This is a genomic window from Adlercreutzia equolifaciens (assembly GCF_029076695.1).
GTDB lineage: Bacteria > Actinomycetota > Coriobacteriia > Coriobacteriales > Eggerthellaceae > Adlercreutzia > Adlercreutzia equolifaciens_A.
Window position 1 is genome coordinate 14,434 of sequence record NZ_JARFIK010000001.1, and the last position, 23,913, is coordinate 38,346.

General features: G+C 62.8%; 19 protein-coding genes. 3 read left to right on the forward strand and 16 right to left on the reverse strand.

From position 1 onward, the window contains the following. Window positions 1-96 precede the first annotated feature (96 nt). The 4 genes from PZH32_RS00050 to argC form a co-directional block, all read right to left on the reverse strand. Window positions 97-1,338 (reverse strand): aspartate aminotransferase family protein, encoded by a 1,242-nt coding sequence (locus PZH32_RS00050; RefSeq protein ID WP_275205588.1) that lies wholly within the window; start codon window positions 1,336-1,338, stop codon window positions 97-99. A 76-nt stretch (window positions 1,339-1,414) separates the two neighbouring features. Further along, complete coding sequence (gene argB, locus PZH32_RS00055) at window positions 1,415-2,362, reverse strand: acetylglutamate kinase (RefSeq protein WP_275205589.1); 948 nt, start codon at window positions 2,360-2,362, stop codon at window positions 1,415-1,417. Next, complete coding sequence (argJ, locus tag PZH32_RS00060) at window positions 2,359-3,672, reverse strand: bifunctional glutamate N-acetyltransferase/amino-acid acetyltransferase ArgJ (protein WP_275205590.1); 1,314 nt, start codon at window positions 3,670-3,672, stop codon at window positions 2,359-2,361. Before argJ ends, argB begins: the two co-directional genes overlap by 4 nt. Before the next feature lie 72 nt (window positions 3,673-3,744). Next, on the reverse strand, window positions 3,745-4,806 hold the full coding sequence (argC, locus tag PZH32_RS00065) for an N-acetyl-gamma-glutamyl-phosphate reductase (RefSeq protein ID WP_275205591.1): 1,062 nt from the start codon (window positions 4,804-4,806) through the stop codon (window positions 3,745-3,747). A gap of 208 nt (window positions 4,807-5,014) precedes the next feature. On the opposite strand from argC, the gene PZH32_RS00070 reads away from it, so the two are divergent. Continuing rightward, complete coding sequence (locus tag PZH32_RS00070; protein WP_275205592.1) at window positions 5,015-5,443, forward strand: FKBP-type peptidyl-prolyl cis-trans isomerase; 429 nt, start codon at window positions 5,015-5,017, stop codon at window positions 5,441-5,443. 92 nt (window positions 5,444-5,535) lie between these two features. Here PZH32_RS00070 and PZH32_RS00075 read toward each other — a convergent pair whose 3' ends face one another. The 3 genes from PZH32_RS00075 to PZH32_RS00085 all read right to left on the reverse strand — a co-directional run bounded on the left by PZH32_RS00075 (window position 5,536) and on the right by PZH32_RS00085 (window position 9,139). Beyond that, window positions 5,536-5,811, reverse strand: coding sequence for a hypothetical protein (locus PZH32_RS00075; protein WP_275205593.1), 276 nt, complete (start codon window positions 5,809-5,811; stop codon window positions 5,536-5,538). 130 nt (window positions 5,812-5,941) lie between these two features. After that, window positions 5,942-7,135: a helix-turn-helix domain-containing protein gene (locus PZH32_RS00080; protein ID WP_275205594.1), complete on the reverse strand. Its 1,194-nt coding sequence runs from the start codon at window positions 7,133-7,135 to the stop codon at window positions 5,942-5,944. A gap of 186 nt (window positions 7,136-7,321) precedes the next feature. Beyond that, the gene (locus PZH32_RS00085; protein ID WP_275205595.1) at window positions 7,322-9,139 is read right to left on the reverse strand and encodes an FAD-binding protein; all 1,818 of its coding nucleotides are present in this window, start codon (window positions 9,137-9,139) and stop codon (window positions 7,322-7,324) included. A 299-nt stretch (window positions 9,140-9,438) separates the two neighbouring features. On the opposite strand from PZH32_RS00085, the gene PZH32_RS00090 reads away from it, so the two are divergent. After that, window positions 9,439-10,893 carry a helix-turn-helix transcriptional regulator gene (locus tag PZH32_RS00090; RefSeq protein WP_275205596.1) on the forward strand — a complete coding sequence of 485 codons (1,455 nt, stop codon included), beginning with the start codon at window positions 9,439-9,441 and terminating at the stop codon, window positions 10,891-10,893. On the opposite strand, the gene PZH32_RS00095 is transcribed toward PZH32_RS00090, so the two are convergent. The 6 genes from PZH32_RS00095 to PZH32_RS00120 all read right to left on the reverse strand — a co-directional run bounded on the left by PZH32_RS00095 (window position 10,890) and on the right by PZH32_RS00120 (window position 18,595). Next, window positions 10,890-12,239 (reverse strand): U32 family peptidase, encoded by a 1,350-nt coding sequence (locus tag PZH32_RS00095; RefSeq protein ID WP_275205597.1) that lies wholly within the window; start codon window positions 12,237-12,239, stop codon window positions 10,890-10,892. The genes PZH32_RS00090 and PZH32_RS00095 overlap by 4 nt on opposite strands. Window positions 12,240-12,267: 28 nt before the next feature. Continuing rightward, complete coding sequence (gene cysS / locus PZH32_RS00100; protein ID WP_275205598.1) at window positions 12,268-13,830, reverse strand: cysteine--tRNA ligase; 1,563 nt, start codon at window positions 13,828-13,830, stop codon at window positions 12,268-12,270. 183 nt (window positions 13,831-14,013) lie between these two features. After that, the gene (locus PZH32_RS00105; protein ID WP_275205599.1) at window positions 14,014-15,237 is read right to left on the reverse strand and encodes a hypothetical protein; all 1,224 of its coding nucleotides are present in this window, start codon (window positions 15,235-15,237) and stop codon (window positions 14,014-14,016) included. A 274-nt stretch (window positions 15,238-15,511) separates the two neighbouring features. After that, the gene (locus tag PZH32_RS00110) at window positions 15,512-16,174 is read right to left on the reverse strand and encodes a hypothetical protein (RefSeq protein ID WP_275206913.1); all 663 of its coding nucleotides are present in this window, start codon (window positions 16,172-16,174) and stop codon (window positions 15,512-15,514) included. Further along, window positions 16,107-16,808, reverse strand: coding sequence for an RNA polymerase sigma factor (locus PZH32_RS00115; protein WP_275205600.1), 702 nt, complete (start codon window positions 16,806-16,808; stop codon window positions 16,107-16,109). The genes PZH32_RS00110 and PZH32_RS00115 overlap by 68 nt, the downstream gene beginning before the upstream one ends. A gap of 914 nt (window positions 16,809-17,722) precedes the next feature. Next, window positions 17,723-18,595, reverse strand: a complete 873-nt coding sequence (locus tag PZH32_RS00120; RefSeq protein WP_275205601.1) for a LysR family transcriptional regulator — start codon at window positions 18,593-18,595, stop codon at window positions 17,723-17,725. Between the two features lie 217 nt (window positions 18,596-18,812). On the opposite strand from PZH32_RS00120, the gene PZH32_RS00125 reads away from it, so the two are divergent. Then, window positions 18,813-20,783: an FAD-binding protein gene (locus tag PZH32_RS00125; protein ID WP_275205602.1), complete on the forward strand. Its 1,971-nt coding sequence runs from the start codon at window positions 18,813-18,815 to the stop codon at window positions 20,781-20,783. 174 nt (window positions 20,784-20,957) lie between these two features. On the opposite strand, the gene PZH32_RS00130 is transcribed toward PZH32_RS00125, so the two are convergent. The 3 genes from PZH32_RS00130 to PZH32_RS00140 form a co-directional block, all read right to left on the reverse strand. Beyond that, window positions 20,958-21,413: a flavodoxin family protein gene (locus PZH32_RS00130; RefSeq protein WP_275205603.1), complete on the reverse strand. Its 456-nt coding sequence runs from the start codon at window positions 21,411-21,413 to the stop codon at window positions 20,958-20,960. 442 nt (window positions 21,414-21,855) lie between these two features. After that, window positions 21,856-22,875: an alpha/beta hydrolase gene (locus tag PZH32_RS00135; protein WP_275205604.1), complete on the reverse strand. Its 1,020-nt coding sequence runs from the start codon at window positions 22,873-22,875 to the stop codon at window positions 21,856-21,858. A gap of 192 nt (window positions 22,876-23,067) precedes the next feature. Then, a complete protein-coding gene (locus tag PZH32_RS00140; RefSeq protein WP_275205605.1) occupies window positions 23,068-23,781 on the reverse strand; it encodes a flavodoxin in 714 nt (237 codons plus the stop codon). Between the last annotated feature and the right edge of the window lie 132 nt (window positions 23,782-23,913).

The following is a 23,913-nucleotide window of genomic DNA, read 5'->3' on the forward strand; positions in this document are numbered from 1 at the left end:
TAACCGCAGGCCCGTCCCTCTCTGTCACAAAATACAAGCCGCCGTGTACGGCTTGCGTACACGGCGGCTTCGGATCCTAGGCAAAGCGAGCGATGCTTATCCCTGCAGCAGCGTGGCCAGCTTTTCCACCAGCACGTCAACATCGGCCTCGGTGCAGATAAGGGGCGGCAGGAAGCGCAGCGTGGAGGGGCCCGTGGCGTTGAGCACCAGGCCGCACTCCAGACCAGCGGCCACGATATCGGGCGCCGCAGGAGCCTCATGGGTCAGGTCGATGCCGTTCATGAGACCTAAGCCGCGCACCTCGTTGACATGGGGCAGCCCGGCCAGGCGCTCGCGCATATAGGCACCAACTTCCTCGATATGAGCGGCCATGCCCGGCGCCAGCAAGGTGGACAGCGTGACATGGGCCGCCGCCATGGCAATGTTGGAACCGCCGAAGGTCGTACCGTGGTCGCCCGGGGCGAAGGCCGCGGCCACCGAGGTCTTCGCGGCGCAGGCGCCGGCCACAATACCCGAGGCAATGCCCTTGGCCATGGTCACGATATCGGGCACCACGTCGAAATGCTGGAAGCCGTAGGGCAAACCGGTGCGGAAGATGCCGCTTTGCACCTCGTCGCAGATCATGAGCGCGCCATGCTCCGCCGTCAGGCGACGCGCGGCCTGCACGAACTCCTCGGTGCAGGGGTGCACGCCGCTTTCGCCCTGCACTACCTCCATCATGACGGCGCAGATGCGGTCGCCCTGGGTGGCGAACAGGCGCTCCAAGGCTTCCACGTCGTTAATGGGCGTGGAGGTGAAGCCCGCTGGCAGCGGCTGGAAGGCCTCCTGCTTGGCCGGCTGGGCCGTAGCGGCCAGGGTGGCCAAGGTACGGCCGTGGAAGCTCTTCGCCAGGGTGACAATCAGGCGCGGAGCCAGCTCGGCATCAATGCCGGCCGCCTCGGTGCGACGGCGGGCGTAAAGGCGCGCCAGCTTGATGGCGCATTCGTTGGCCTCGGCGCCGGAATTGGCAAAGAAGGTCTTCCATGTTTCGGGATGGGCCTCTTTGTTGCCCGCGTTCAGCATGGTGGACAACAGCTGGGCCACTTCCCCGCGATGCTCGATATAGTAGTAGTTGCTGACGTGGATGAGCTTGGCGGCCTGCTCGGACACGGCCTCGACCAGCGCCGGATAGCAGTGGCCCAAGCTGCACACGCCAATGCCGGACAGAAAGTCCAGGTACTCGCGGCCCTCGTCGTCGCGCAGGATCATGCCCTCGCCCTCCACGAACTCCACGGGCTTGCGGGCGAAGGTGCCCATTACATATTCGGATTCCAGAGCCATTTCACGGGCCAGGGTCATGAGATGTCCTTTCTCGGTTCACGCACGGGGTGCGCAGCGGATGGCGAAGCGGCCGCGGGGCGGACCGCCAGCGCCCTTAGCGGTTCTCGATCAGCTTGGCGGCAAACTTGCCCACGGGAGACAAGTTCAGGAACTGAGCCGACTCCAAACCGGTGACCATGGTGCCCATGCCGGAGTCGGTGAGCATTTCCAGCAGCAGGGCGTGGGGCACGGTGCCGTTGATGATATGGGCACCGCTGACGCCGGCGTCCAGGGCGCGCACGCAGCTGCCCAGCTTGGGAATCATGCCGCTGGTCAGCTTGTCGCCGCGGATCATGGCCTCGGCCTCCCCGAGGGTCATCTCGGCAATGAGCGAGGCGGGGTCGGGATAGTTCTCGTAGAGGCCGTCCACATCGGTAAGGAAGATGATCTTATGGGCGCCGATGGCCGCGGCAATATGGCCGGCGGCAATGTCGGCGTTCACGTTGTAGCAGCCGCCGTCCTCGCCGATGGCAATGGAGGCGATGATGGGAATGTAGTCCTCGGCAATAAGGTCCTCGATGAGGGCGGTGTTGATGCGGGTGATCTTGCCCACGCGGCCCAGGCGCTCGTCGGCCTGCTCGGCCACGATGATGCCCGCGTCGGTGCCCGACACGCCCACGCCCATGTTGCCGTGGGCGTTCATATCCTCCACCAGCTGCTGGTTCACCTCACCGGTAAGCACCATGCGCACAAGCGCCATGGCCTCATCGGTGGTAACGCGCTGGCCGTCGACGAACTCCACGGGAATGTCGAACTTGTCGAACACGCGGTTGATGGCCTTGCCGCCGCCGTGTACCAGCACCGGGTTCACACCCAGAATTTTCAGCAGCACGATGTCGGCCATAACGCCTGCGGCCAGCTGGGGGTTTTCCATAGCCGAGCCGCCGTACTTGATGACAATAGTCTTGCCCGTTACCTGCTTGAGCCAGGGCATGGCCTCGAACAGAATTTCGCCGGTAGATTCCGCGATGCCCTGGGCGCGGGCCTCAGATGCGTACTTCATGAACGGTAGTCTCCATTGATCGTTACGTACTCATGCGAGAAATCGCACGTCCACATGACCGTGCTGTAGTCACCGGCGTGCAAATGCACATCGATGGCGCACTCGGGCTGCTCGAAGCGCAGCAGAGCCTCGTCCTCGTCAAAGGGAACGGTGAGTCCCGCGCGGCACACGGGCAACCCCAGTATATCGATGTCCACGTCCTCTTGGGCAAACTGCGCCCCCGACCGTCCGAGGGCGGCAGCAACGCGGCCCCAATTGGCATCGTGGCCGTACACGGCCGTTTTCACGAGCGGCGAATTCGCCACCGTGCGGGCTGCGGCATCGGCATCCTCCGCCGTGGCCGCCCCGCGCACCGTGACGGTAATGAGGCGCGTGGCCCCTTCCCCGTCGGCGGCCATGGCGCGGGCCAGCGTCATGCACACCACATCGAGGGCCTGCTGGAAGCCGGCGAAGGCCGGCGTCCCCGGCTCGAAGCGGGCGCCGACTGGCGCCGCCGCGCCCGAGGCCAGGGCAAAGCAGCTGTCGTTGGTGGAGGTATCGGAGTCCACCGTGACCTTGTTGAAGCTCTTGTTCACCGCTCGGGTAAGCGCCGCCGACAAATCGGGGGCGGCCACCGGCGCATCGGTGGTGATGACGGCAATCATCGTGGCCATATTCGGCATGATCATGCCCGCGCCCTTCGCCATGCCGCCCACGGTGAACATCGTGTCGGGGTAGCCGAAATCATCGCCGGGGAAGCTGACGGCCAGGTGCTTGGGACGCGTGTCGGTGGTCATGATGGCCCGGGCCGCTTGGGCGCCCCCCGCCTCGCGAGCGGCGTCGTCAGTTTGGGCTCGCAGGGCCGCCAGGGCCGCCGGCACTCCTTCGCCAAAAGGCTCAAGGCGAAGATGTTGGCCGATGACGCCCGTGGAAGCCACGAGCACCTCGTCAGCCGGGCAACCCACCGCGTCGCCCACCAGGGCCGCGGTATCGCGGGCCGCCTGCAGGCCCCGCTCACCCGTAGCCGCGTTGGCAATGCCGGAGTTCACCACCACCGCGCGGGCGCAGCCGTAGGAAGGCGCCCCCGGGCCGCCCTCGCTCAAATGCTCGCGCGACACCCGCACCGGGGCGGCGCAAAACACGTTCGTGGTAAAGGTGGCCGCTGCAGCGCAGGGCTCGTCGGCCACTACCAGGGCCATGTCAAGACGATCAGGGTCGGCGCGGAAGCCCGCATGGACGCCGACGGCCTTGAAGCCACGCGCGCTGGCCGGCCCGCCCTCTTCGTGGAACACCAGGGGCGTGTCGGTCAGATCGGGAATGGGAAGCGTCATGAGATTCTCCTCTTACGCACAAGGGACGGTAACGAAAACGCCCGAATCGTCCAAGCGACCCGGGCGCCGTAGCTAAACGGGATTGGCAATTTCCTCGAGGCCCGTGGTCTCGGGCAGCCCGAACACAATGTTGGCGCACTGCACCGCCTGACCAGCGGCGCCCTTGCCCAAATTGTCAATGGCGCCCGTGGCCACAATAAGGCCGGCGGGATGAGCCGCCACGCCCACCTGAGCGCGGCAGGTGCCGGCCACCGAGGCCGTGCGCGGTTGCACGCCAGCGTCCATGACCGTGACAAGCGGGCTTTCGGCGTAGAACGTGCGGTACACGTCCACCAGTTCTTCGGTGGTGGGGGCCGTCACGCCCGGGGCGAGCGGCAGCGTAACCGTGGACAGCAGGCCGCGGTTGAGCGGGGCCAGATGCGGCGTGAACACCAGCCGTCCCTCCAAGCCCAGGATCTGTTCGATCTCGGGGGTATGGCGGTGAGTGCCCACGCCATAGGCCTCCAGGTTCTCGTTGGCGAAGCAGAAGTGCGTGCGCTCGGTGGCCTTCTTGCCCGCACCCGTGACCCCGGAGATGGCATCAGCCACCACCGGCGCCACCGCGTCCACCAAGCCGGCGCGAATGGCCGGCGCGGCGGCCAGCGAGGTGGCCGTGGGATAGCAGCCGGCGCAACCCACCAGCACCGCCTTGCCCTCGGCACGGCGCGCCGCAGCAGCGGCCAGTTGATCGCCCGTCAGCTCGGGCAGACCGAAGGCGGCCTGGGCCAGAAGGTCGGTGGCGGTGTGGGGCGCGTACCACTGCTCATAGACGGCGGGATCCTTCAGACGGAAGTCGGCGGACAGGTCCACCACGGTGACCCCGGCCTCGATAAGAGCCGGAGCCATGCCCATGGCCGCCTTGTGCGGCACGGCCAAAAACACTACGTCGCAAGCGGCGAAGTCCGCATCTTCGTGGGTGGAGAACGCCAGGTCGGTTACCCCGGCGAAGGCAGGGTAGGCCTTCGCGATAGGCGTGCCCGCCAGCGCATCGGACGTGGCCACGGCCAGGTCGAACGAGGGGTGGCGCGTCAAAAGGCGCACCAGCTCGATGCCGGCGAATCCGGCGGCTCCCACTACTCCAGCACGATAGGTCATAGGGACTCCTTCTCGAGCGACGCCGAAAACTCCGGCATCGAAAAGCTGTTTGAGCACGTGCACAAAGATGACGTGCGCACGATGCGTTCCATCATACCCCCTTTTCGCGGGTTTGTGACAACTTGGAGCAAGTTGTCGGGCGCCCCGTCATGCAAGCGGGGCTTCCGATACACTGGGGCAATGTATCTTTTTGAAAGGAGCTCGCAACATGAGCAACAAAGGTAAGAAAGTTAAGGTGCACTACACCGGCACGCTCGACGACGGCACGAAGTTCGATTCGTCGGTCGATCGCGGCGAGCCCATCGAGTTCGTGTGCATGACCGGTCAGATGATCCCCGGCTTCGACGCCGCGGTGGAGGACATGACCGTGGGCGAGAAGAAAACCGTGCACATTCCCGCCGCCGAGGCCTACGGCGAGCGCGACGAGGCCGCCGTGCAGAAGGTGCCCGTCGACCAGATTCCCAACGCCGATCAGCTGCCCGTGGGCCAGACGGTGTACATGATGGGCCCGGGCGGTCAGCCCTTCCCCGTGTTCGTGGAGTCCATCGAGGACGGCATTGTCACCTTCGACATGAACCACGAGCTGGCCGGCAAGGACCTCAACTTCGAGATCGAGCTGGTCGAGGTCGAGGACTAACCCCTCCCCTTGCGCTAACGCACGAAGGGCTCCGTCAATGACGGAGCCCTTTTTATGTCCATCCGCGAAGCAGAAGCGACAGCCGGCACGCTTTATGCAAGGGCCTCGGCGGAATAGGACTCAACGGGAACCGACGCCGTCGCCGGAGCTTTCTTCGGGAACAGGCCTTTGAACAGACCGGGCAGGGCTGCCCAGGAACCGGGCTGCGGCACGGCCTCGGCCTCGGCCAGGGCGCACACCGCCGAAGAAGCATGCTGGGAGCTGATGCCCAGGGCGGCGAAGCGCTGCTCCAGCTTCGCGCAGTAGGCGGCATCGGCGGAATCGAGGGCGGACACGGCAGCTTGGGCTTTCTCGTTAAACAGCTTCATAGGGGGCTCCTTTCAACTCAGGTGCGAGAGTAATTGCTTTCGACACCACGCAGTTTAGGGGCCAGCCACCGGGAAGCTTTTGGTCGTTTGAACGAAGCTAATTGTGCTCTTTTGTGCGATCAGCCAACATCTAGAAACCGAACTTCCTGTCCTCGAGGCGGGCATCCACCGCATCGCCCGTGAGGAACACCAGGAACAAGAGAGCTGCCAGCTCGCGGTCGGTGGCCTCTTCCATGGCAAGCACTTCCTTGATCTTCTTCAGGCGGTAGCGCACGGTATTGGGGTGCTGGAACAGCGCCTCGGCGCAGGCGCGCACCTCGCCATAGCTGGCGGCGAAGGCCTCGGCGGTTTTCCCCAACTCGGCATCGTGCTCGGCGTCGTAGTCGAACAGCACCGAGCGCAGCAGGTCGGCCGAACGCGCGTAGAGACGATCGGTGCGAGCCGCGGCGCGGAACGCATCGAAGCGCAGGATAGTCCAGCGGGTAATGGGGACACCATCGGCAATGGCCGTCTGCAGCGCCGCCATGGCCTGACGCACGGCGATATCGCCTTCGCCCAAGGGCACCTCCTGGCTGATGCCGCACACGAGCGGACCGGCGGTGGCGATGCACTTGGCCAGGTCGGCATCGGAAATGGCGATGGCCTTGAGCGGCGGCCTCTTGAAAGAGACGAATCCCAAGAGCATGCCCCGATAGCGACAGACGAAGGTACGCTCCACATCGTCCCAACGCTCGCCGTAGCCCACAAGCACTTCCTCCACCACTTTCTGCAGCGCACGCAGGCTGGCATCGTCCTCGGTGACGGCCTGGATGGCCATGCACTGGATGGTGGCGCCCGTGACGCCCGCGATGGTGAAGAAGGTGGAGCGCACCGCCTGCTCATCGGAGGGAGCAAGAATACGGTCAATGAGGTGCACGCGCTCCCATTCGGCCGCGTCGTCGTCGAGCAGGTTCATGAGGTCAGCAATGACGCGCTCCATGAAGCGGCCCTCGTAGAAGAGCACGGGAACGCCCGCCTCGGCGCTGGCGGCGGCCACCCGCGGAGTAACCTCGCGCAGCACCACTGCCTTCACGGCGATGGCAGCCACCTTGCGCTCAATAAGAGCCAGAAGAGCCTCTTCGGCCAGGTCGGGGTGAAGCTCGGCAAAGCCCAGCGTGGTAAAGATCATCTCTCCTTCCGAGAAGAGGTCGTAGCGACCCGTGAAAGGCTCGTGATCGAGGGTGCCCACGCCCACCACTTCGCGCTCGCAAGCCCCTTCACACGGAGCTGCCAGCCATATGGAGTCGAATGCGCGCATGGTCATGACATCGCCCACGGTGATCATGGTGCCCCCTTGCTCTCAAGCTTTGCCTACGGCCCTGTCGCTCGATCGCGCAGAACCTTGGAGCCATCATAGCACGAGATGGGATACCAAGCCCGAAAACGCCCAAGGGCCATGGCAAGCCATGGCCCTTGGAGGGGGAGGGTATAAGCGGCGCCGCACGAGGAGGGAGAACTGCGGCGCGCCTACTTAGAGAGAAGCAACGTAGCTGTCGTACTCGTCCTGGTTGGCGAAGGTCGGCAGATCTTTGGACGCGTCCCACTCGGAGGGGCCGAACCAATCATCGGCCACAGTGCCGCCCAGACGCTGCTCCACCAAGCTGCGGCCAGCCTTGCTGCCGCTCCAGATGGACACGCACTGGCAGTTACCCGTTTCATAGACGTCGGTAACGAAGCCCGAGATGGTCAGTCCGGCAGCGTAGAGACCGTTCACCGGCTGCGCATTCTGATCAATGACGCGGCAGTCGTGATCGACGCGCACACCGCCGTTGGTGTTTACAATAAGCGAGCTGAGTTTGAAGCCGTAGTAGGGAGCCTCACCCACGGCCACCAGGTACTCCGGATCCTTGGCGAAGGTGCTGTCGGCACCAGCCTTGGCGTCAGCGTCGTAGGTGGTTACCGTCTCAACGAAAGCATCCGCGGGCACGCCCATCTTCTCGGCCAGCTCTTCGAGCGTGTCGGCCTTGAACACGGTTTCCAAGCCGGCGTACTCCTCCAGGTCGGCATCAAGATCGTAGGGACGCTCATCCTGGCCGTCGCCGTAGAAGCTCATAGTCATGCCAGGAAGCTTGTTGTCCTTGTAGTACTGCAGCAAATTGCTGCCCAGGATGGAGTACACCGCACCCTGGCCCTCAACCAGCTTACTGCGGTTGATGTTGTCCAGGTCGGGCTGCTCCTTGATGCGGTACATGTCCTCGTTGGCAAAGCGGATGCCCTCTTGGTTCACAAACAGGGCCGTCGGGGTCTGGCCCACAGCCAAATTGAGCCAGGACTGGAAGTGCATGCCGTCCACAGCAGCCTGCATGCTGGACAGCGCGATGGTCTTGCAGCGGCCGTGAGCCGTCTGCTCGGCCATGACAAAGCCGTCGCCGTAATGGCACTGCTCCACCGAAAAGCAATGGTCGAGTTCCTGGTTGCTGTAGTTCTGCAGCAGCTCCAAGTTGTTGGACATACCGCCGCAGGCCAGCACGACCGCCTTAGCGTTCAGGTTCACGTAGTCCTGCTGATCGTTCAGCACCTGAATGCCGGTCACCTCATGATCGTCGCTTTCGTCCACCAGCAGCGCCGTGCCACGCGTGCTCACGCGCACTTCCACGTTGCGGTAGGCCGGATCGCTTTCCACCTCGCCAAGAAGACGCTGGATGGTTTTGGAACCATTGCCGCCTTCGTAGCCGGCCACGCCGTTCCAGCGCGTAATGGGCTCGCCCTTGGCCAGACCGTCCAGGGCCTGCTTGAGACGCTCGGGGTTCTTGATGGTCAGCGGAATAGCATGCTTGGTGAAAAGCCACGAGCTGTTGCGGCCAATGTCGTAGGCACGCTCGGCCAGCAGGCGGGCGTCTTTGACAAAATGGGTCGTGGCGGCCTCTTCGTCGCCGGCCTTGTAGGCCGTCACCCAATCGACGCCCTGGGCAGGCATATCGGGCTGCTCGGCGTAGTTGGTGCCACCGCCAGTGTTGCCCTGGGCCTCGATGAGCAGCACCTTGGCCTCGGGAGCCTGCTCTGCCACCATCATCGAGCACACAACGCCGGCAATGCCCGAGCCTACCACGACGACGTCGAAATCCTCTTCACTGGCAGCGTCGTGCACGATGCCGATCTCATCATCGTTGGTCGCCTTCGTATAGCGCGTACCGCCGGTGCTGGCCGCGGCGTCGATCGTAGCCGCCTCGGCAGTTTCCTGGCCCTGCACCTTCGGCGCGCATCCCAGCGCCGTCAGTCCGGCACAGGCGGCAGCCATACCGGCGCCCAACTTCAAAGCATCGCGACGAGAAAAAGTTGAATGAGTCATGATCGTTCCCCTTTCATGGACGATACCCTCCTTGGCGGCTTGCCCGGCCGCTCCCTGACGACGCTCATCCTAGGCGCCCCGAGGCGACTCACGAGACTACTTTGCGGCGTATTTCGCGTTCAAAAGAGGCTAAACTCCCAGACTATTTTTCTAGTCTCTTTAAAGAAATACCAGTTCAGGTCATAGGTTTGCGATAAGTCCCCATGGCATCCCCGCAGAAGGCCAGAACTTGCTAGAATGAAGGTACGCAGAAGGCTCACCTCGATTGCTCCCGCCATCGTCCATCCGAGGAAGGACCTATGACCGATTCAGCATCCCCCTCCCCTGCCCCTGCAAAGGCGGTGCGCCCCTGGAGCCTCCTTGGCTTCGGGCTTTTTGCGGCCAACGGATCACTGGCGCCTACGCTGGAAGTAGCCCTCGGCGTAGCCGACCTGTCTTCCTCACTCCTGCGCTTGTTCATCATGGCAGCCCTGAGCACCGTGGTCTATCTGACGGCGGCCGCCCACGTGCACCGTACCCAGCGCAACCCTTGGAGTCTGCCCTTGCTGGCCGCCTGCTGCGGGCTGCTCATGCTCTTCCCGATTTTAGAAGCGACGTCCTTCGCCACCCAGCAGGTTTGGTGGGACGGAATCGCCCTTATCTGCTTCAGCTTGGGAAACGCCGGCCTCTTTCTCATGTGGAGCAGGCAGATTGCCGCCACAACTCCGCGAACAGCCGGCATCACTTATGCGGCGTCCTTAGCTGGCGCCAGCTTGCTTTTTCTTGCCGTCCATGCCGGAGGAAGCATGGTCACCATCGCTGCCATGATCGCGCTTCCCCTTCTCAGCGGTGCGCTTCTCGCTCGGCGCATGACCGACCCGAGCATCCCGGCCAACGCTTTCGCCGCCAACGGCGAAAGCGTCGAGTGGAAAATTCCCTGGCGCCCGCTTGTCCTCATCGTGGTCTTTTCCTGCGCTTACGGCACGGTGTCTCACTTCGGTGGCAACACCATGGTGTCCAACGAGGTGGGCCGGTTTATCTCTTCCGTCGCTATTTTCATTTTCGTTGCGGCCTTTTACGCGCGTCTCGACGAAGGAAGCATCGCCAAGACGGCAACCTTGTGCCTGATGGGAGCGTTGCTCCTGTGCGGCATTCCGCACCTGGGCCATACCGAGGGAGCAAAGCTCCTGGGCAGCATTGGCTACTACGGCTTCACGCTCTACGTGTATTTCGCCTTGAGCACCATCTGCTTCCGCTACCATGCCCAGCCGGAATGGCTTTTTGGCACCGCCCAGGCAGCCTTCGTGGTGGCTTCGGCCCCCAGCGGACTGTTCGGAGATTGGCTGCGAGACCAGAGCACCACGGCACCCCTGACGGCAGAGCTTGTGCTGGCGGGGTTCGTGCTGGTTGTCGGAGCCCTGGGCCTGTTTCTGCTCGTCGACACCCCCTCGCGCAGCACATGGGGCATCAAGGCCCTGCGTCGCGTTACCGGGGACGAAGGCCAGCGCGAGCAGATACTCGGCAACCATTTGGCCGATCGCGCCTATTGCTGCGCCATGATTGCCAAGCGCTACGGCCTGACCCAGCGCGAAGAAGAAGTGCTCTCGCTGCTAGCTGAGGGAAAGTCCTTCACCGCCATCGAGGCCGATCTCTATATTGCCCATGGCACCATGCGCGTCCATGTGCAGCATATCTACAAGAAACTCGATGTGCACTCGAAGGAAGAGGCCCAGCAATTCGTAGAGGACTGGCGCCGAAACGCCGGCCGCTCCTAGGAGCCATGCCGCGCCGAACGGCGGAAGGTGCGCACACGCAGGAACGAGCCGACTGGCACGGGCGCGGCGTCTGCAGGCATCTCGAAACGATACACGTTGCAGGAGCGATTGGCGGCCGCTGCGGGAATCCAATCGGCGGCGGTAGCGCGGTCCAGGGCCTCCTCCGGCGTAGCGGGCGCGTCCTCATCATGGACGTCGGGACCGAAGGTGGCCAGCCAATGCAGGTCGCGTACCGCGAGAGTGCGCGACGGCTGGTGCGGCGCGAGGATTTCCAACTCGTCGCCTTCCGCGAAACGATTGCGGCACAGGACCGAGAGGAAGCCGTCCTTGCAGCCGACGACGTCGGCCACGTGCATGGTCTCCTGCTCGTAGCCGTCATAGGTGGGCGCCTGCTCGGCCTCGTCGAAGTAGAAGCCGGTGCCGTAGGGGCGGTGGGACACGGCCAGCAGTTCGTCGGCTACGGCTTCGGGCGCCTCGCCATCGAGCACGCGACGGTAGGCGCCAACCACACTGGCCACGTAGAAGGCCTTCTTGTTGCGCCCCTCGATTTTGACGGAATCCACGCCGGCGTCAGCCAGTTCGCGTAGATGGGCCAGCATGTTCATATCCTTCGCATTCATGATGAAGGTACCGCGATCGTCCTCCTCGATGGGGAAGAACTCGCCGGGGCGCTTTTCCTCTTCGAGCAGGAATTCCATGGACTCGTCGACACGGGACGGATCCCCGGCGGAGTGGCCCGTGCCCAACTGGTAGCTCCAGCGGCAGGGCTGAGTGCAGTGGCCCTTGTTGCCCGAGCGACCCGTGAGGTAGCTGCTGATGAGGCAACGGCCCGACACCGCCATGCACATGGCGCCGTGGGCAAAGGCCTCGATCTCCAAATCCGGCGGCGCGTCCTGGCGCAGGCGACGAATGTCCTCCAGGCTCATTTCCCGGGCGCACACCACGCGCTTGGCGCCGAGGGAATGCCACACGCGGGCCGCGGCGCCATTGGCCACCGAGGCCTGGGTGCTCACATGGCGTTCCACCCGCGGCGCCACTTCGCCAGCTACGGCGAAGGCGCCCAAGTCGCCGATGATGAAGGCGTCGACGTCGGCCGCATCCAGGGCGCGGAAGTACTCCGGCAGTGCCGCAATGTCGTCGGGATGCATGAGGATATTGCAGGTGACGTGCACCTTCACACCGTGCTCATGGGCGAAGGCCACCGCTGCAGGAATATCTTCCAAGGCGAAGTTGGCCGCTCGGGCACGCATACCGAACTTGTCGGCCGCCAGATACACCGCGTCGGCCCCGAACCGCACGGCGGCCCGCAGCTGCTCCATCCCACCCGCCGGGGCAAGAAGCTCCATGTTGATTCGGCTTGACACCGCTTAAAGACTACCCCTCGTAGGTGACGCGGGCGCCCTGGGGGGTGTCTTCGATGGTGAAGCCCAGGCCGGCCAGACCGTCGCGGACGCCGTCGGCCACGGCCCAGTTCTTCTCGGCGCGCGCCGTGGCGCGGGCCTCCAGCAGGGCAGCCACGGCCGCCTCCGGATCGTCGCCCGCGTAGCCGGCCAGATCGGCCGCCAGCGCAATGACCTCCACTGGGTAGGCCTCGCCCACCCCGGCGGCGGACACGTCGATGCCCAGCACGTCCATAAGTTCCACAATGACATCGCGAGCAGCACGCACCGCCGGATAGGTCTCGCCGTTGAGCTGCGTGGTGTCGGCCACCATGGCATTGGCGTCGGTGACGAAGGAGAAGATCTCGCCCACAGCCGCCGGCGCGTTGAAATCGTCGTCCATGGCCTCGGTGAAGTTCGCTCGCAGCGTCGCCACGCGGTCGGTGAGCGCCGCAGCATCGAGCACGGCCATCAGCTCGGCCTTCGCCTCGGCAATACCGCCCACGGCGTCATCGCCCTGGGGCTGGCCCGTTTCCAGCAGCCAGTCGAGCGCCTTCACGGCATTCTCGATACGCGTGAGGGCCGCGTCGGCCTCGGCCACGCGCTGCTCGCCGAACACGAGCGGGCTGCGGTAGTGGCTTTGCAGCATGAGCATGCGCAGGGCCGCCGGACGCACCTGCTCGAGCACTTCGTGCAGCAGCAGGAAGTTGTTCAGCGACTTCGACATCTTCTCGGTCTCGCCGGTTTCGGCGTTGGCAATCTGCAGCATGCCGGAGTGCATCCAGTAGTTGGCGAAGGTGCTGTCGCAGCCGCACTCCGACTGGGCGCGCTCGTTCTCGTGGTGCGGGAACACCAGGTCAGCGCCACCGCCGTGAATGTCGAAGGGCAGCCCCAGGTACTTCTCGGACATGGCCGAGCACTCGATATGCCAGCCGGGACGGCCCGGGCCCCAGGGCGATTCCCACGCCGGCTCACCGGGCTTAGCAGCCTTCCACAGGGCGAAGTCGAGCGGATCGCGCTTGCGGTCCTCCAGGCCCTGGCCGTCGGCGCGCAGCTCGCGGTGGCCGCCCTCCATCTCGTCGATGTCGCGACCGGAAAGACCGCCGTAGCCGGGGTCAGTGCGCACAGCGAAGTACACGTCGCCCTCGGCCTCGTAGGCATGGCCGCGCTCGATAAGACGCTGCACCAGCGCAATCATGGTATCGATTTCCTCGGTAGCCTTCGGGCGAATGTCGGGGTCCTGCACTCCCGCGGCATGCATATCCTCGATGAACAGGCGCGTGTACTCCTCCGCCACTTCCGCCGCACTGCGACCCTCTTCGCCCGCGCGCTTGATGATCTTGTCGTCCACGTCGGTGACGTTCTGCACGAAGGTGACGTCGAAGCCGCGCCAGGCCAGATAGCGGCGGATCATGTCAAAGGAAATGAAGGTGCGCGCATTGCCGATGTGAATGCGGTTGTACACCGTCGGGCCGCACACGTACATGGAGACCTTCCTCGGCTCCACCGGCTCGAACTCCACCTTCTGACGACGACGAGTATCGTACAGCTTGATCATGGGGACCTTCTTTCGCAGATCGGCCGCAGCACTGGGCACCGGCCGCTTAATTCTTAAGGTTGTGCCATTGTAGCGCAACCCTCCCCTTCTCGCCGCTCCGCGCCACGGCGCATTTGCCAAAAGGGAAAGATATGATGCGCGCCTCCCTTACCGCATCTCTTCGCAAGGTTTTGGCGCAAGCGCCTAGCGCACCAGGCGATCAAGGAGGTCGATCTTCTTCTCCACTTCCTGGGCGATGATTTCTACGCGTCGTTCGGGAATATTTGGATTGCGCCCGAGCAGGGACCGCACGGTATCGGGGTAATCGGCCAGAGCCGACGCATCGTACCAGTCGAAATAACCCTCGAAGAGGCGCACTTGGTCTTCGGGATGCATACCGTTGGGCTTGAAGGGCTTGGCCCGATAATCGAAGTCGGCGCGCACCTCCAGAAGTTCCGCATCGGACCACAGGCACGAACCCGTATCGAACACCGGGGCGAGTCTCGTCACTTCCAGGGTTTCCACATTGCGCACGATACCGAAGTTGCGATAGTGCCTATCGCGATTGGCCAGCACGAAATCACCGACGAACATCTTCGCCAGCTCGGTCATAACCGCATCGCCGTCAAGGCCCAGGTCGGTGCAGCATTTCACGTAGAACTGCAAGTCGGAGAGATTGTTGGGCTTTTTCGCGTTGCGTACCACATCCCACGCGGCCACCAGCTCCTCATCGGGCCCCAGCAGATTGGCGCAGGCAGAGTACACGCGACGACCGTCCTCGTGCAGCCAGTACGGTGTGAACGCGCCCGGCTTCATGAGTCGGCGATGCAGCGCGGTGGCAGCCACCTCGTTGTACGGCTCCTGGTTTACGAAGCCCACGCCGGACTTCAGCAGCACACGCCGCCCATCGATGATCTTCCACTTCTTCAGCAAGTCTCCGCCGAGCGTGCTGTTGGGAGACGACAGGCTCACGCTGGCGTAATCGGGCGCATCGGGCGACGAGCCCGCGGAATCCTGGCCGAGCGTGAGAAACCCCAGATCGTCGGTGAAGTCGTTGTCGAAGAAGTTGATGGCGTCCCAGGTCCTCGGATCGTCCTGGTCGTTCAGCCAATAGCAGTCGGAAAGAGAAAGCCCGAAGCTTTTCTCAGCCAGCACAAGGGTGCTATCGAGCTGCAGATTCTCCAGAAGGCGCTTAATTTGCGCACGCGAAGCGGGAATGGCGCGGTGACGCCACCAGTAGTTCAGCTCTTTCTTGGACACCTGTCCATGGCGATCGACCATGCCGAAAGGCGCCGCGGCCACGTTCATGGTCTCAATGATGCGCATGGCCTTGTGATCTTCCAGGTCATACTCGAACGAGAGCACCGGCGTGTTCTTGTTCATGAGCGTGTAGTGGGCCAAAGCCATGGAGTCACCGCCTTTCACCATGCTCGGGCCCCTGGCCCGTTGCGATTGCGTGCGCCCATTATACGTCAGAAGCAGATTCGGCATTCGTCGAGGTTCTCCGGTGCCCCCTAGGCCATGGGCCATGGCTACGAGCCTGCACGCCCGGGACACGAATCCACGCCAAGGGCCCCATAGAAAAGCCCCGATGCGGAGGACATCGGGGCTTCAGAGAAAGAGTTTTGTCAGGGACAGCGGCAAAGCTTGCGGACCGCCAACCAGCTTACGGGACAGCGCGTAAGCTTGCGCTCGCAGGGCCTTATTTGTCGACCTCAGCCGAGGGGCTTTCTTCGGCCTCGACGCTGGCGTGGTAGTTGCCGGGCGTGCCGCTTACCTTGTAGACGTAGGTCTTGTCGTCCTTGTCGAAGGTGCCAATGGCTCCGCCGTTCTCTTTGAGCTGGCCGGTCACGTCGATGGGTTCCACGCCCTCGACGGACACGATGACGCCGCCGTCCTTCGACTCGAGAACCTGGCAGGGCAGCGTTTCTGCCGTCGGCGCGCCCTCCTTGGTGTAGTCGATAATCTCGAAGGTGCCGTCGTTCACATCGCCGCCTTCGGTGCTCATGGACAGCGTGATGTCGCCGCCTTCGCCGTCCGCGTCCTCCACGGTGTACTCGACGGTGCCCGTCGTCACTTCGCCGTTCTGGCTCATCTGCACGTCCACTTCCTGCGGCTCACCGTTCACCCAGATGGTGGCTTTCTCCACCCAGGTCTCGCCCGTGGCGGCATAGCAGACGCCGTTCGTGACGACGAACACGCCCAGCAGCGCCGCACAGGCGGCCGTGGCGCACTTCAGCACGTAGTTGCGCTTCTTGGCTTTCTCCATTGGTATGCTCCTCACCTTTCCCAGCAGTTCAGCAGGAGCATGGACGTCGTTCATCATGGCCTGGTACTGGTTCCGGTTCTGGCTCTGATTGCTCATCTTGCCACGCTTCCTTCAGTTGCTGCTTCAATATCTTTCGTGCCCGGGCAAGGCGGGTGCGCACCGTGGGCTCCTTCACGCCCAAGATGGCCGCGATGTCACGCGTGCTGTAGTCCTCGAAATAGAACAGGTGCACCACGATGCGGCATTTCTCGGGCAGCTGGGCCAAAGCGGCGTACAGATCCTCGTAGGCGGGATTGCTGAACGATGGTGTGTCCTGCGCCGCGCCCAGGGGCGCGCCGTCGGCGTCGGTGATGTCGCGCAATTCCACGCGTCGGCGCCACAGGGTGCGCCAGAGGCTTTTGCACTCGTTCACCGTCACGCGGATGAGCCACGCCTTGAGGCGCTCATCGGGGACGGGCATTGACGCTCGCACGGAGCCCGATCCGGCAGCCCCAACGCGAACGGCCGCTGCGCGATAAGGGACAGCCGCGACAGCATGAGAACCAGCAGCCTCTGCAGAGCCTGCGCCTCCCTCGCCTTCGATCCACCTTGGCGGCCTCGTGAAAAGCTTGAGGAACACCGCCTGAGTGACGTCGTCGGCATCGGCGGCGCAGCGCGTCTGATTGAGCGCGATGCGATACACCATGTCGCCGAACTGGTCGACCGCCTGTCGGTATGCCTGCTTGTCCACGTGCTTCCCTCTTGTCCGGTTGAGGAAGCCGCTGCCGTGACGAGTGCTAGCGATCCGCCGCGGCAGCGCCTTCCAAGAAAGGCCTTTCAAGGGTAATACGTTCGGGGGCAAGCAAATGTGCGATTGTGGGAAAAATTTTTTGGGAAATGCGCGCGAGGGTGCGCGGGGGGGAACGGCTACGGGAACAGGAGCAGAGGGCAGCTGGCGAGGTCGCGGGGGTCGCGGGAATCGCGGAGTCGGCAAGGCGGCTGCGAGCTGCCAGAGCCCGTGGAGGTGCGGGAGCAAGGATGGTGGAGGTTGCAGGGACCGCGAGAGCGGCAACGCGGCTGAGAAACCGGGTGCCGAGCGATCCGGTTTCCGCGAAACTACCGAGCTCCTGGTCAATCAGACCGTGTTTTCCATCGGTGCCTCCGTTTTGGCTGGTTTTTGGTCAATCGGATCGTGTTTTCCATCGATTCGGTGGTCAAATCCAAGGCGTTTTCCATCATGCGAAAAAGCACCTGGCGTTTATCCAGGTCAGAGCGTTGACCAGCGACGCTCTTACAAGGATCTTCAGGGAAATCGATGGAAATCGCGGATTAATTGACCAGAAAATGCCTTTTTTCGCGACGAGGATGGAAACCGTGGCTTAATTGACCACGCTCGCGAGGTTCGGATGGAAAGCGCGGCGTGATTGACTACCCTCGCGATATGCGGACGGAAAACGGGGGCTGATTGACCATGTTCGAGGCACGGACAGGAAGCGCGATATGATTGGCCACTGCCACGACGCAGGCGGAGAATCCGGGAAGACGACCGCTGCCACGACACAGGAGGAGAGCCTGGGAGGACGGCCACTGTCACAACGTAGGCGGAGAGCCTGGGAATCCGCCCCCTCCCCGTTGCAACTCCCCAGCACCGCTTCCCGTCGCCCGTCACGCCTCCGCCGCGTTCTCGAACAATGCCACCGTCTCATCGAGGAACACCCGCACCGCAGGGGTGACCTCTTTGCGATGCGCCATGCCGAACTCCCACTTCAGGGGAATGTCGAAGGGCCGCGCGACAAGCGGGGCGAAATGACCGACATAGGGGCGAGGAGCTAAATAGATTCCGCCACGCAAGCACGTGTTGAGCACCGCGAACATATCGCAAGGCTTCTCCGTCAGGCGAATGCTAGGGTTATAGTCGCGCAGATACTTGCGAAGAGACTTGAGCCAGGTCGAATTGTGAATGATAACCTGCTCGTCGATGAGATCATCAGGAACGATAACCTCTTTCTGCGCCAAGGGATGATTGGGCGAAAGAATGCACCAACGAGGCTCGGTCATGACCTTCGTGAAATCCAGGCCGAAGTTCTTGAGCTCGTTCGAATTCTCGTATTCCACTATATCGACGGTGCCGTTGGCAATGGAGGGAAGCCAGCTTTCCTGGCTGATCTCGACAAAATGGAGCTCGATCTGCGGATGCGATCGCTGAAGCGCCAGACAGGCGTCGGGCAGAAACATGGGGATGGGCTGCAGTCCTATCGTTACTACTTCCACATGCTCGGCCGTGGCGCAGTGAACCCGCTTGACCAGATCGGCCTCACAGTCGAGGAAATCTTGGGCGCCCTCGTAGAGCGCCCTCCCGGCCGCCGTCGGCAAGACACCCTTGCTGGTACGCACTAGTAATTCCACGCCTAGCTCGCGCTCAAGGACAGAAATCTGCTGCATGAGCGCCTGCGGAGTGATGTAGGCTCGCTGCGCTGCCTGAGCAAAACTGCCGCATTCCACCACGTTGATAAAGCCCGCCAGATACCGGTCGTTCATGACGAGACCCCCTTGCCTCCCTGTTGATCTCATTATAAAGACCCTTCTCACCTGGTATCCCAAGCTTTTTGTTGGGGTCGACCCAAAAGTGTTCTGCTTCCCTGGGGCCCATCAGCGTCATAAGGTTGAGACAGGCGGTCGCCCTGCGTGGGCAGACCCCGCGTGGGCCGAAGGAGAAGGGGCCGCCATATTTCTAAGGAAGGGAAAGGGGTTCACCATGACTATGGATCGCAGAGGATTCTTCAAGGGAGCAGCTTTGGCAGCCACCGCCGTAGCGGGCGCGTCGCTGGCCGGCTGCGCTCCGCAGGCGCCGAGCCAGCTGTCCGACACGGGCCAAGGCGGCTCGTTCGAGGAAAACACGGCATGGGACGCCGAGTTCGACGTCGTTGTCATGGGCTATGGCCTTGCAGGCGCCACGGCTTCGCTGGCTGCAGCCGATGAGGGCGCCAACGTTCTGCTCATCGAGAAAGCGCCGCACGGTCAAGACGGCGGCAATAGCCGCTACTGCGGCCAAGCCGTTTTGGAAGTGGCTGGCGGCGACAGCAACCGCGATGGCGCCATCGAGTACCTTAAGACCATTCGCGGCGAGTACCTGACGCCCGAAGACGACATCATCGAGGCGTTCATCGACGCCATTCTGGAGCTTCCCTCTTGGTACGAAGCCCATGGCGGCAAGCCCGTCACCCTGTGGACCGGCGTTGGCGAGTTCCGCGATATCGAAGGCTGGGACCTCATGGACTGCTGGACCGAGAACGGCGCACCGTGGAACGCGGGTGTCTACAACTGCCTGCAGCGCGCCATCGAATCCACCGAGAACATCACCGTCTGGTACAGCTCTCCCGCCGAGGACCTGATTCAGGACCCCGATACAGGCGTCGTCGTCGGCGTGCAGGTTGACGCCAACGGCCAGAGCCTCAAGGTTCGCGCTCGCAACGGCGTGGTCATGACCACGGGCGGCTTTGAGAACGACATTCAGATGATCCAGAACTTCCACCAGCTTCCCTACGCCTATGGCAAGGGCGCCACCATGAACACCGGCGACGGCATCAAGATGGCCATGCGCATCGGAGCTGATCTGTGGCACATGAACAACATTGCCGGTCCCGACCTGAACGCCATCAACATGGACATCAACCGCTCCTACGGCTACGGCTGCATCGGCGCTGCCGCCAACAAGTACCTGACCACCGAGTTCTCGCTGGGCAGCGTTATTGTGGTGGGCGCCGACGGCACGCGCTTCACCGACGAGAGCATCCTTCCCGGTCACGGCTTCGTGAATTACCACGGCATGTATCTGCGCCAACCGGTATCGCTGCCTGCCTACTGCGTGTTCGACGAGGCCTCCTTCGGCCGCACCATCTATCGCCAGTGGGACAACAACGAGAAGCTGGAAGAGGGCATCATCATCAAGGCCAACACCCTTGCCGAGCTGACTTCCGCCCTCAATCTTCCCGAGGGAAGCCTTGACGCCGAAGTAGCCGAGTACAACCAGTTCTGCGCCAACGGTGACGACGTGCGCTATCACCGGCCGGCCGAGTACCTCGTGCCGCTGGATGAGAAGGGCCCGTTCTATGCCTTTGAGGTGCGCCCCGCCTATACGAACACCCAGGGCGGCCCGCGCCGTAACAAGGACGGCAACATCGTGGACACCCTCGGCCAGCCCATCGCGCACCTGTATAGCGCTGGCGAATGCGGTTCTATCTGGGGCGACATCTACCAGGGCGCCGGCAACGTGGGTGAGTGCCTGGCCTACGGCCTGATCTCGGGCCGCAACGCCGCCGCCGAAAAGGATGATTCCTCTCGTGACACGCTGGCTACTAACGACGCCGTGGCCAACCTGGCCTACGTGCCCGATCCGCTACAGTTCGAGACGGGTGCGAATGAGTACGTGGGCATCGCCTACGGCGTCGGCGGCGCCATGGCCGTGAAGGCCACCGTGGACGGCAGCACTATCAGCGCCATCGAAGTACTCCAGAACAACGAGACCGGCGACGTGGGCGGCGCAGCCCTGCCCAAGCTGGTGGATATCGCCCTGGATGCCCAGGATCTTGCCTTCGACGCCGTAACCGGCGCCACTTCGACCACCAACGCCTTCAAGCAGGCCCTGGAAGCCGCTTATGCCGATGCGGGCCTGAACATCACCATTCCCACTGCGGAGGGTGGCGCGGTGGACTACGAGGAACAGTAAGCGACTTAGTCCCCACCAAGCAATTCGGCGGTTCTCCCTCCCTACGCCGAATCTGCTCAGCCCCGGCCTCTCGAGACGAGAGGCCGGGGCTTTCTGTATCAGCAGCATTTACCTGCCGCTCGCCTTTCCCGTTACTTGCCTGCGGCAGTGTCTTTCGGGCTAGCAAAAGTTGAATTACAGCCGCGCCCCCAACTTCCGCACCTCGGCATCCGAGGTGGCCATACCCTCGTAGTCCATGCCGTACAGGCCGGCGAAACGGCTCATGGTGTACTCGCCCCACTTCAGCATATCGGCCGAAGGTGCCGCGCCCTGGAACACGAAGAAGAGGCGCTTGCCGGATAAGCTGCCCTCGGGCACCGGGCCGTAGAAGCGATCGAGCAGGTTGCGCAGCATGCCAGACAAGTTATGCCAATACACGGGCGACCCCATCACCAGCACATCGGCTTCGCGCACAGCGGCTAGCACCTCGTCGAACTGATCGTCCTCGCCACTGGCAAACACCTGGCCGTAGTCATAGACCTTGGTGTCGGCCAAATCAATCTGGGTGAAGGCGCGATCGCCGATCAGCTCTCGGCCCATACGGGCGGTGTTGCCGTTCTTTTCTCCGCCGTTGATAAACAGGATATTCATGAGAGTCCTTTCGTTTCGAGCCCTTTCAAAGGGCGGTTTGCAAATGGGTTGGGTTGGGTTGGGTTGGGTTGGGTTGGTCGCAACGCTCCCTCTGCCGACGCCGTTGGTCAATCAGGGGGTGTTTTCCATCGACGCTGTGTCATTAGAGATTTTTTGGTCAATCAGCTCCTGTTTTCCATCGATTTGCTGGCCAAATACAGGGCGTTTTCCATCAGAGCCAATGGCGCTCTACGTTTCAGCAGGTGGGAGCGTTGCCTTCTTAGATCGCTTTTGACGTGCTTTCGCAAAATGATGGAAAAGTGCGGCTGATTGACCAAAAACGGCCTCTTTTCTTGACGCGGATGGAAAACGGGGGCTATTTGACCACGGCCGGGGGGAACAGAAGGACGAAGCGCTCCGATCGACCACCGCCAGGATTTGACAGCCCACGCACCACCCGACGCTACAGATACTGGCCGAAGAACGCCGTCAGCTTGTCGGTGGCCTGCTGCACGTATTCGGGCTTCCAGTAAGTTTGGATGTGGGTGGCGCCGGGGATCTCGAACAGCTCGCGATGCGACGCGTTCACCGCGCGCTCGTAGCAGTCGATGGTCATGTAGCCAGTGTCAGCGCAACTACCCATCATCATGAGCAGCGGGACGTTAATGAGCTGAGCACCGTCGCGGGCGTCAAACGCAGCCAACTCGATAAGACTCGACACCGTGTAGCTGAAGGTGCTGCCCGGGTGTGCGCAATCCTTGCCGTAATAGTAGTAGCCCTCGCGGTACAGATCGTAGGGCATGGCATCGGCCTGCTCGGGCGTGCAGGTCTCGCACATGTTGGGCGTCAGCGCCGCCGGCTCACCCGCCGCCTCGGCCTGACGGGCCTTCGCCGCCGCACCCAAGCGCTCCTGAATGCTATCTACCTGACTGCCGCGGAAGCCCTCGCGACGCACTTCGCCGGAATTGAACAGCGAAAGCGTAGCCACCGCCTTAAAGCGCTTGTCGGTTTGCACGGCCTTGAACGTGTAGCCACCGCCTCCGCAAATGCCCAGAATGCCGACGCGCTCGAGGTCGACGCCCGGGTACTGCAACAGAATGTCGGCCGCGCGATGGATATCCTCCACGCGATTCTCGGGCCAGTCGGTGCTGCGGGGCATACCGCCGCTCTCGCCCTGGTAGGCCGCGTCGAAGGCCAGGGCAATGTAGCCGTTCTCGGCCAGCTTCTGGGCGTAGGTGCCAGCGACCTGTTCCTTCACGCCACCGTTGGGGTGCGCCACCACCACAGCCGGATAGGACTTCGCGGCATCATAGCCGGCCGGCGTGTACACATTGGCCACAGCCGTGAAGTCGCGGTAGGGGTACTCGATGGCGTGGATGTTCACCGCACCTTCCACGTTCTCGGTCAGCGCACCGTCGTACACGAGGCCAAACTGATTGCTATTGAAGGGGATGAACTCGCGGAGTTGGAATGCTTCAGTCATGATGACTTCCTTTCTTTGGGACCAATAACCATGATGACCATCGGCCCCACCTCTCGGAAGTCTCAAGTTGTTCCCAGCTTTGAACCCTGGGGTTCAAAGCCTCTGAGCGAACTCGGATACCAAAAGGGCCGCGCAAGAAGCACGGCCCAGGGAAACGCGAACACCCATCGACGCGAGGCGAACGATGCGGTGCTACAGCGGCAGGCTTTCCAGCCACTGACGGATCTCCTCTTCCGAAGCGCCCGAGGAGAAGCGCATGCCGGGCAGCCAATCGCCGCCATCCGCCTCGGCGGCCATGGCCGTATCGCTTTCGCCCAGCGGCGAGGACGACGAAGTAAAGAAGGGGATGACCGTCTTGCCCTGGAAGCTGTTCTGCCGCACGAAATCGTTCATCACCCACGAGAAGCTCTGCCACCAGATGGGACATCCCACAAAGACCGTCTTGTAGCTGTCCCAATCAGGGGGCGTCACCGACACCAGCTCGACATCCACCTCGGAGCGACGCGGCATTTCCTGAGACACACGACTGTTCTCATCGCGCCAGTTGACGTCTTCGGCGGTGTAGGGATCCATACATTCGATGAGGAAGGTGTCAGCTTGCATTTCCTGGGCGATGACCTCGGCCACGCGCCCCGTGTTGCCCGTGTTGGTGTAGTAGGCCACCAGTACCGGGGCGGCTGCAGCAGCATCGGAGGCGGGGGCGGCTTCCTCGGCTTCAGGCGTCTCGACCGGCTCACGTGTCGCGGCCGGCGTATTATCGACCTCGGAAGCGGTCTCCTCCGGCTCGGGTCTCTCAACAGAAGCGCTCTGTTCCTCCTGGGCGCAGGCAGCAAGCAGGCCACCGGCAGCGGTGGCGGCACTCAAGGTCATGGCGGTCTTAACGAAAACACGGCGTGAAATGCTCATGGGAGTCCTTCCTTATCTCAACGCGTTTAACTCATGCAAGAAGAGCCTTCTCTCATCGTTAATGATGCCGTGTCAACCCAAAGGAGAGAAGTCTCGTTCCGTTAACGCCCCCGAACCTTTGAGTTATAAGCT

Excerpts from the sequence above, each read along its gene's own strand:
- PZH32_RS00105 (WP_275205599.1), bottom strand. The coding sequence starts at position 15,237 with ATGGTGAAAGGCGGTGACTCCATGGCTTTGGCCCACTACACGCTCATG.
- PZH32_RS00140 (WP_275205605.1), bottom strand. The coding sequence starts at position 23,781 with ATGAGCATTTCACGCCGTGTTTTCGTTAAGACCGCCATGACCTTGAGT.
- PZH32_RS00120 (WP_275205601.1), bottom strand. The coding sequence starts at position 18,595 with ATGAACGACCGGTATCTGGCGGGCTTTATCAACGTGGTGGAATGCGGC.
- PZH32_RS00070 (WP_275205592.1), top strand. The coding sequence starts at position 5,015 with ATGAGCAACAAAGGTAAGAAAGTTAAGGTGCACTACACCGGCACGCTC.
- PZH32_RS00130 (WP_275205603.1), bottom strand. The coding sequence starts at position 21,413 with ATGAATATCCTGTTTATCAACGGCGGAGAAAAGAACGGCAACACCGCC.
- PZH32_RS00125 (WP_275205602.1), top strand. The coding sequence starts at position 18,813 with ATGACTATGGATCGCAGAGGATTCTTCAAGGGAGCAGCTTTGGCAGCC.
- PZH32_RS00110 (WP_275206913.1), bottom strand. The coding sequence starts at position 16,174 with ATGAGCAATCAGAGCCAGAACCGGAACCAGTACCAGGCCATGATGAAC.
- PZH32_RS00135 (WP_275205604.1), bottom strand. The coding sequence starts at position 22,875 with ATGACTGAAGCATTCCAACTCCGCGAGTTCATCCCCTTCAATAGCAAT.
- PZH32_RS00075 (WP_275205593.1), bottom strand. The coding sequence starts at position 5,811 with ATGAAGCTGTTTAACGAGAAAGCCCAAGCTGCCGTGTCCGCCCTCGAT.
- PZH32_RS00050 (WP_275205588.1), bottom strand. The coding sequence starts at position 1,338 with ATGACCCTGGCCCGTGAAATGGCTCTGGAATCCGAATATGTAATGGGC.
- PZH32_RS00090 (WP_275205596.1), top strand. The coding sequence starts at position 9,439 with ATGACCGATTCAGCATCCCCCTCCCCTGCCCCTGCAAAGGCGGTGCGC.
- argC (WP_275205591.1), bottom strand. The coding sequence starts at position 4,806 with ATGACCTATCGTGCTGGAGTAGTGGGAGCCGCCGGATTCGCCGGCATC.
- PZH32_RS00095 (WP_275205597.1), bottom strand. The coding sequence starts at position 12,239 with ATGGAGCTTCTTGCCCCGGCGGGTGGGATGGAGCAGCTGCGGGCCGCC.
- PZH32_RS00080 (WP_275205594.1), bottom strand. The coding sequence starts at position 7,135 with ATGATCACCGTGGGCGATGTCATGACCATGCGCGCATTCGACTCCATA.
- argB (WP_275205589.1), bottom strand. The coding sequence starts at position 2,362 with ATGAAGTACGCATCTGAGGCCCGCGCCCAGGGCATCGCGGAATCTACC.
- argJ (WP_275205590.1), bottom strand. The coding sequence starts at position 3,672 with ATGACGCTTCCCATTCCCGATCTGACCGACACGCCCCTGGTGTTCCAC.
- cysS (WP_275205598.1), bottom strand. The coding sequence starts at position 13,830 with ATGATCAAGCTGTACGATACTCGTCGTCGTCAGAAGGTGGAGTTCGAG.
- PZH32_RS00085 (WP_275205595.1), bottom strand. The coding sequence starts at position 9,139 with ATGACTCATTCAACTTTTTCTCGTCGCGATGCTTTGAAGTTGGGCGCC.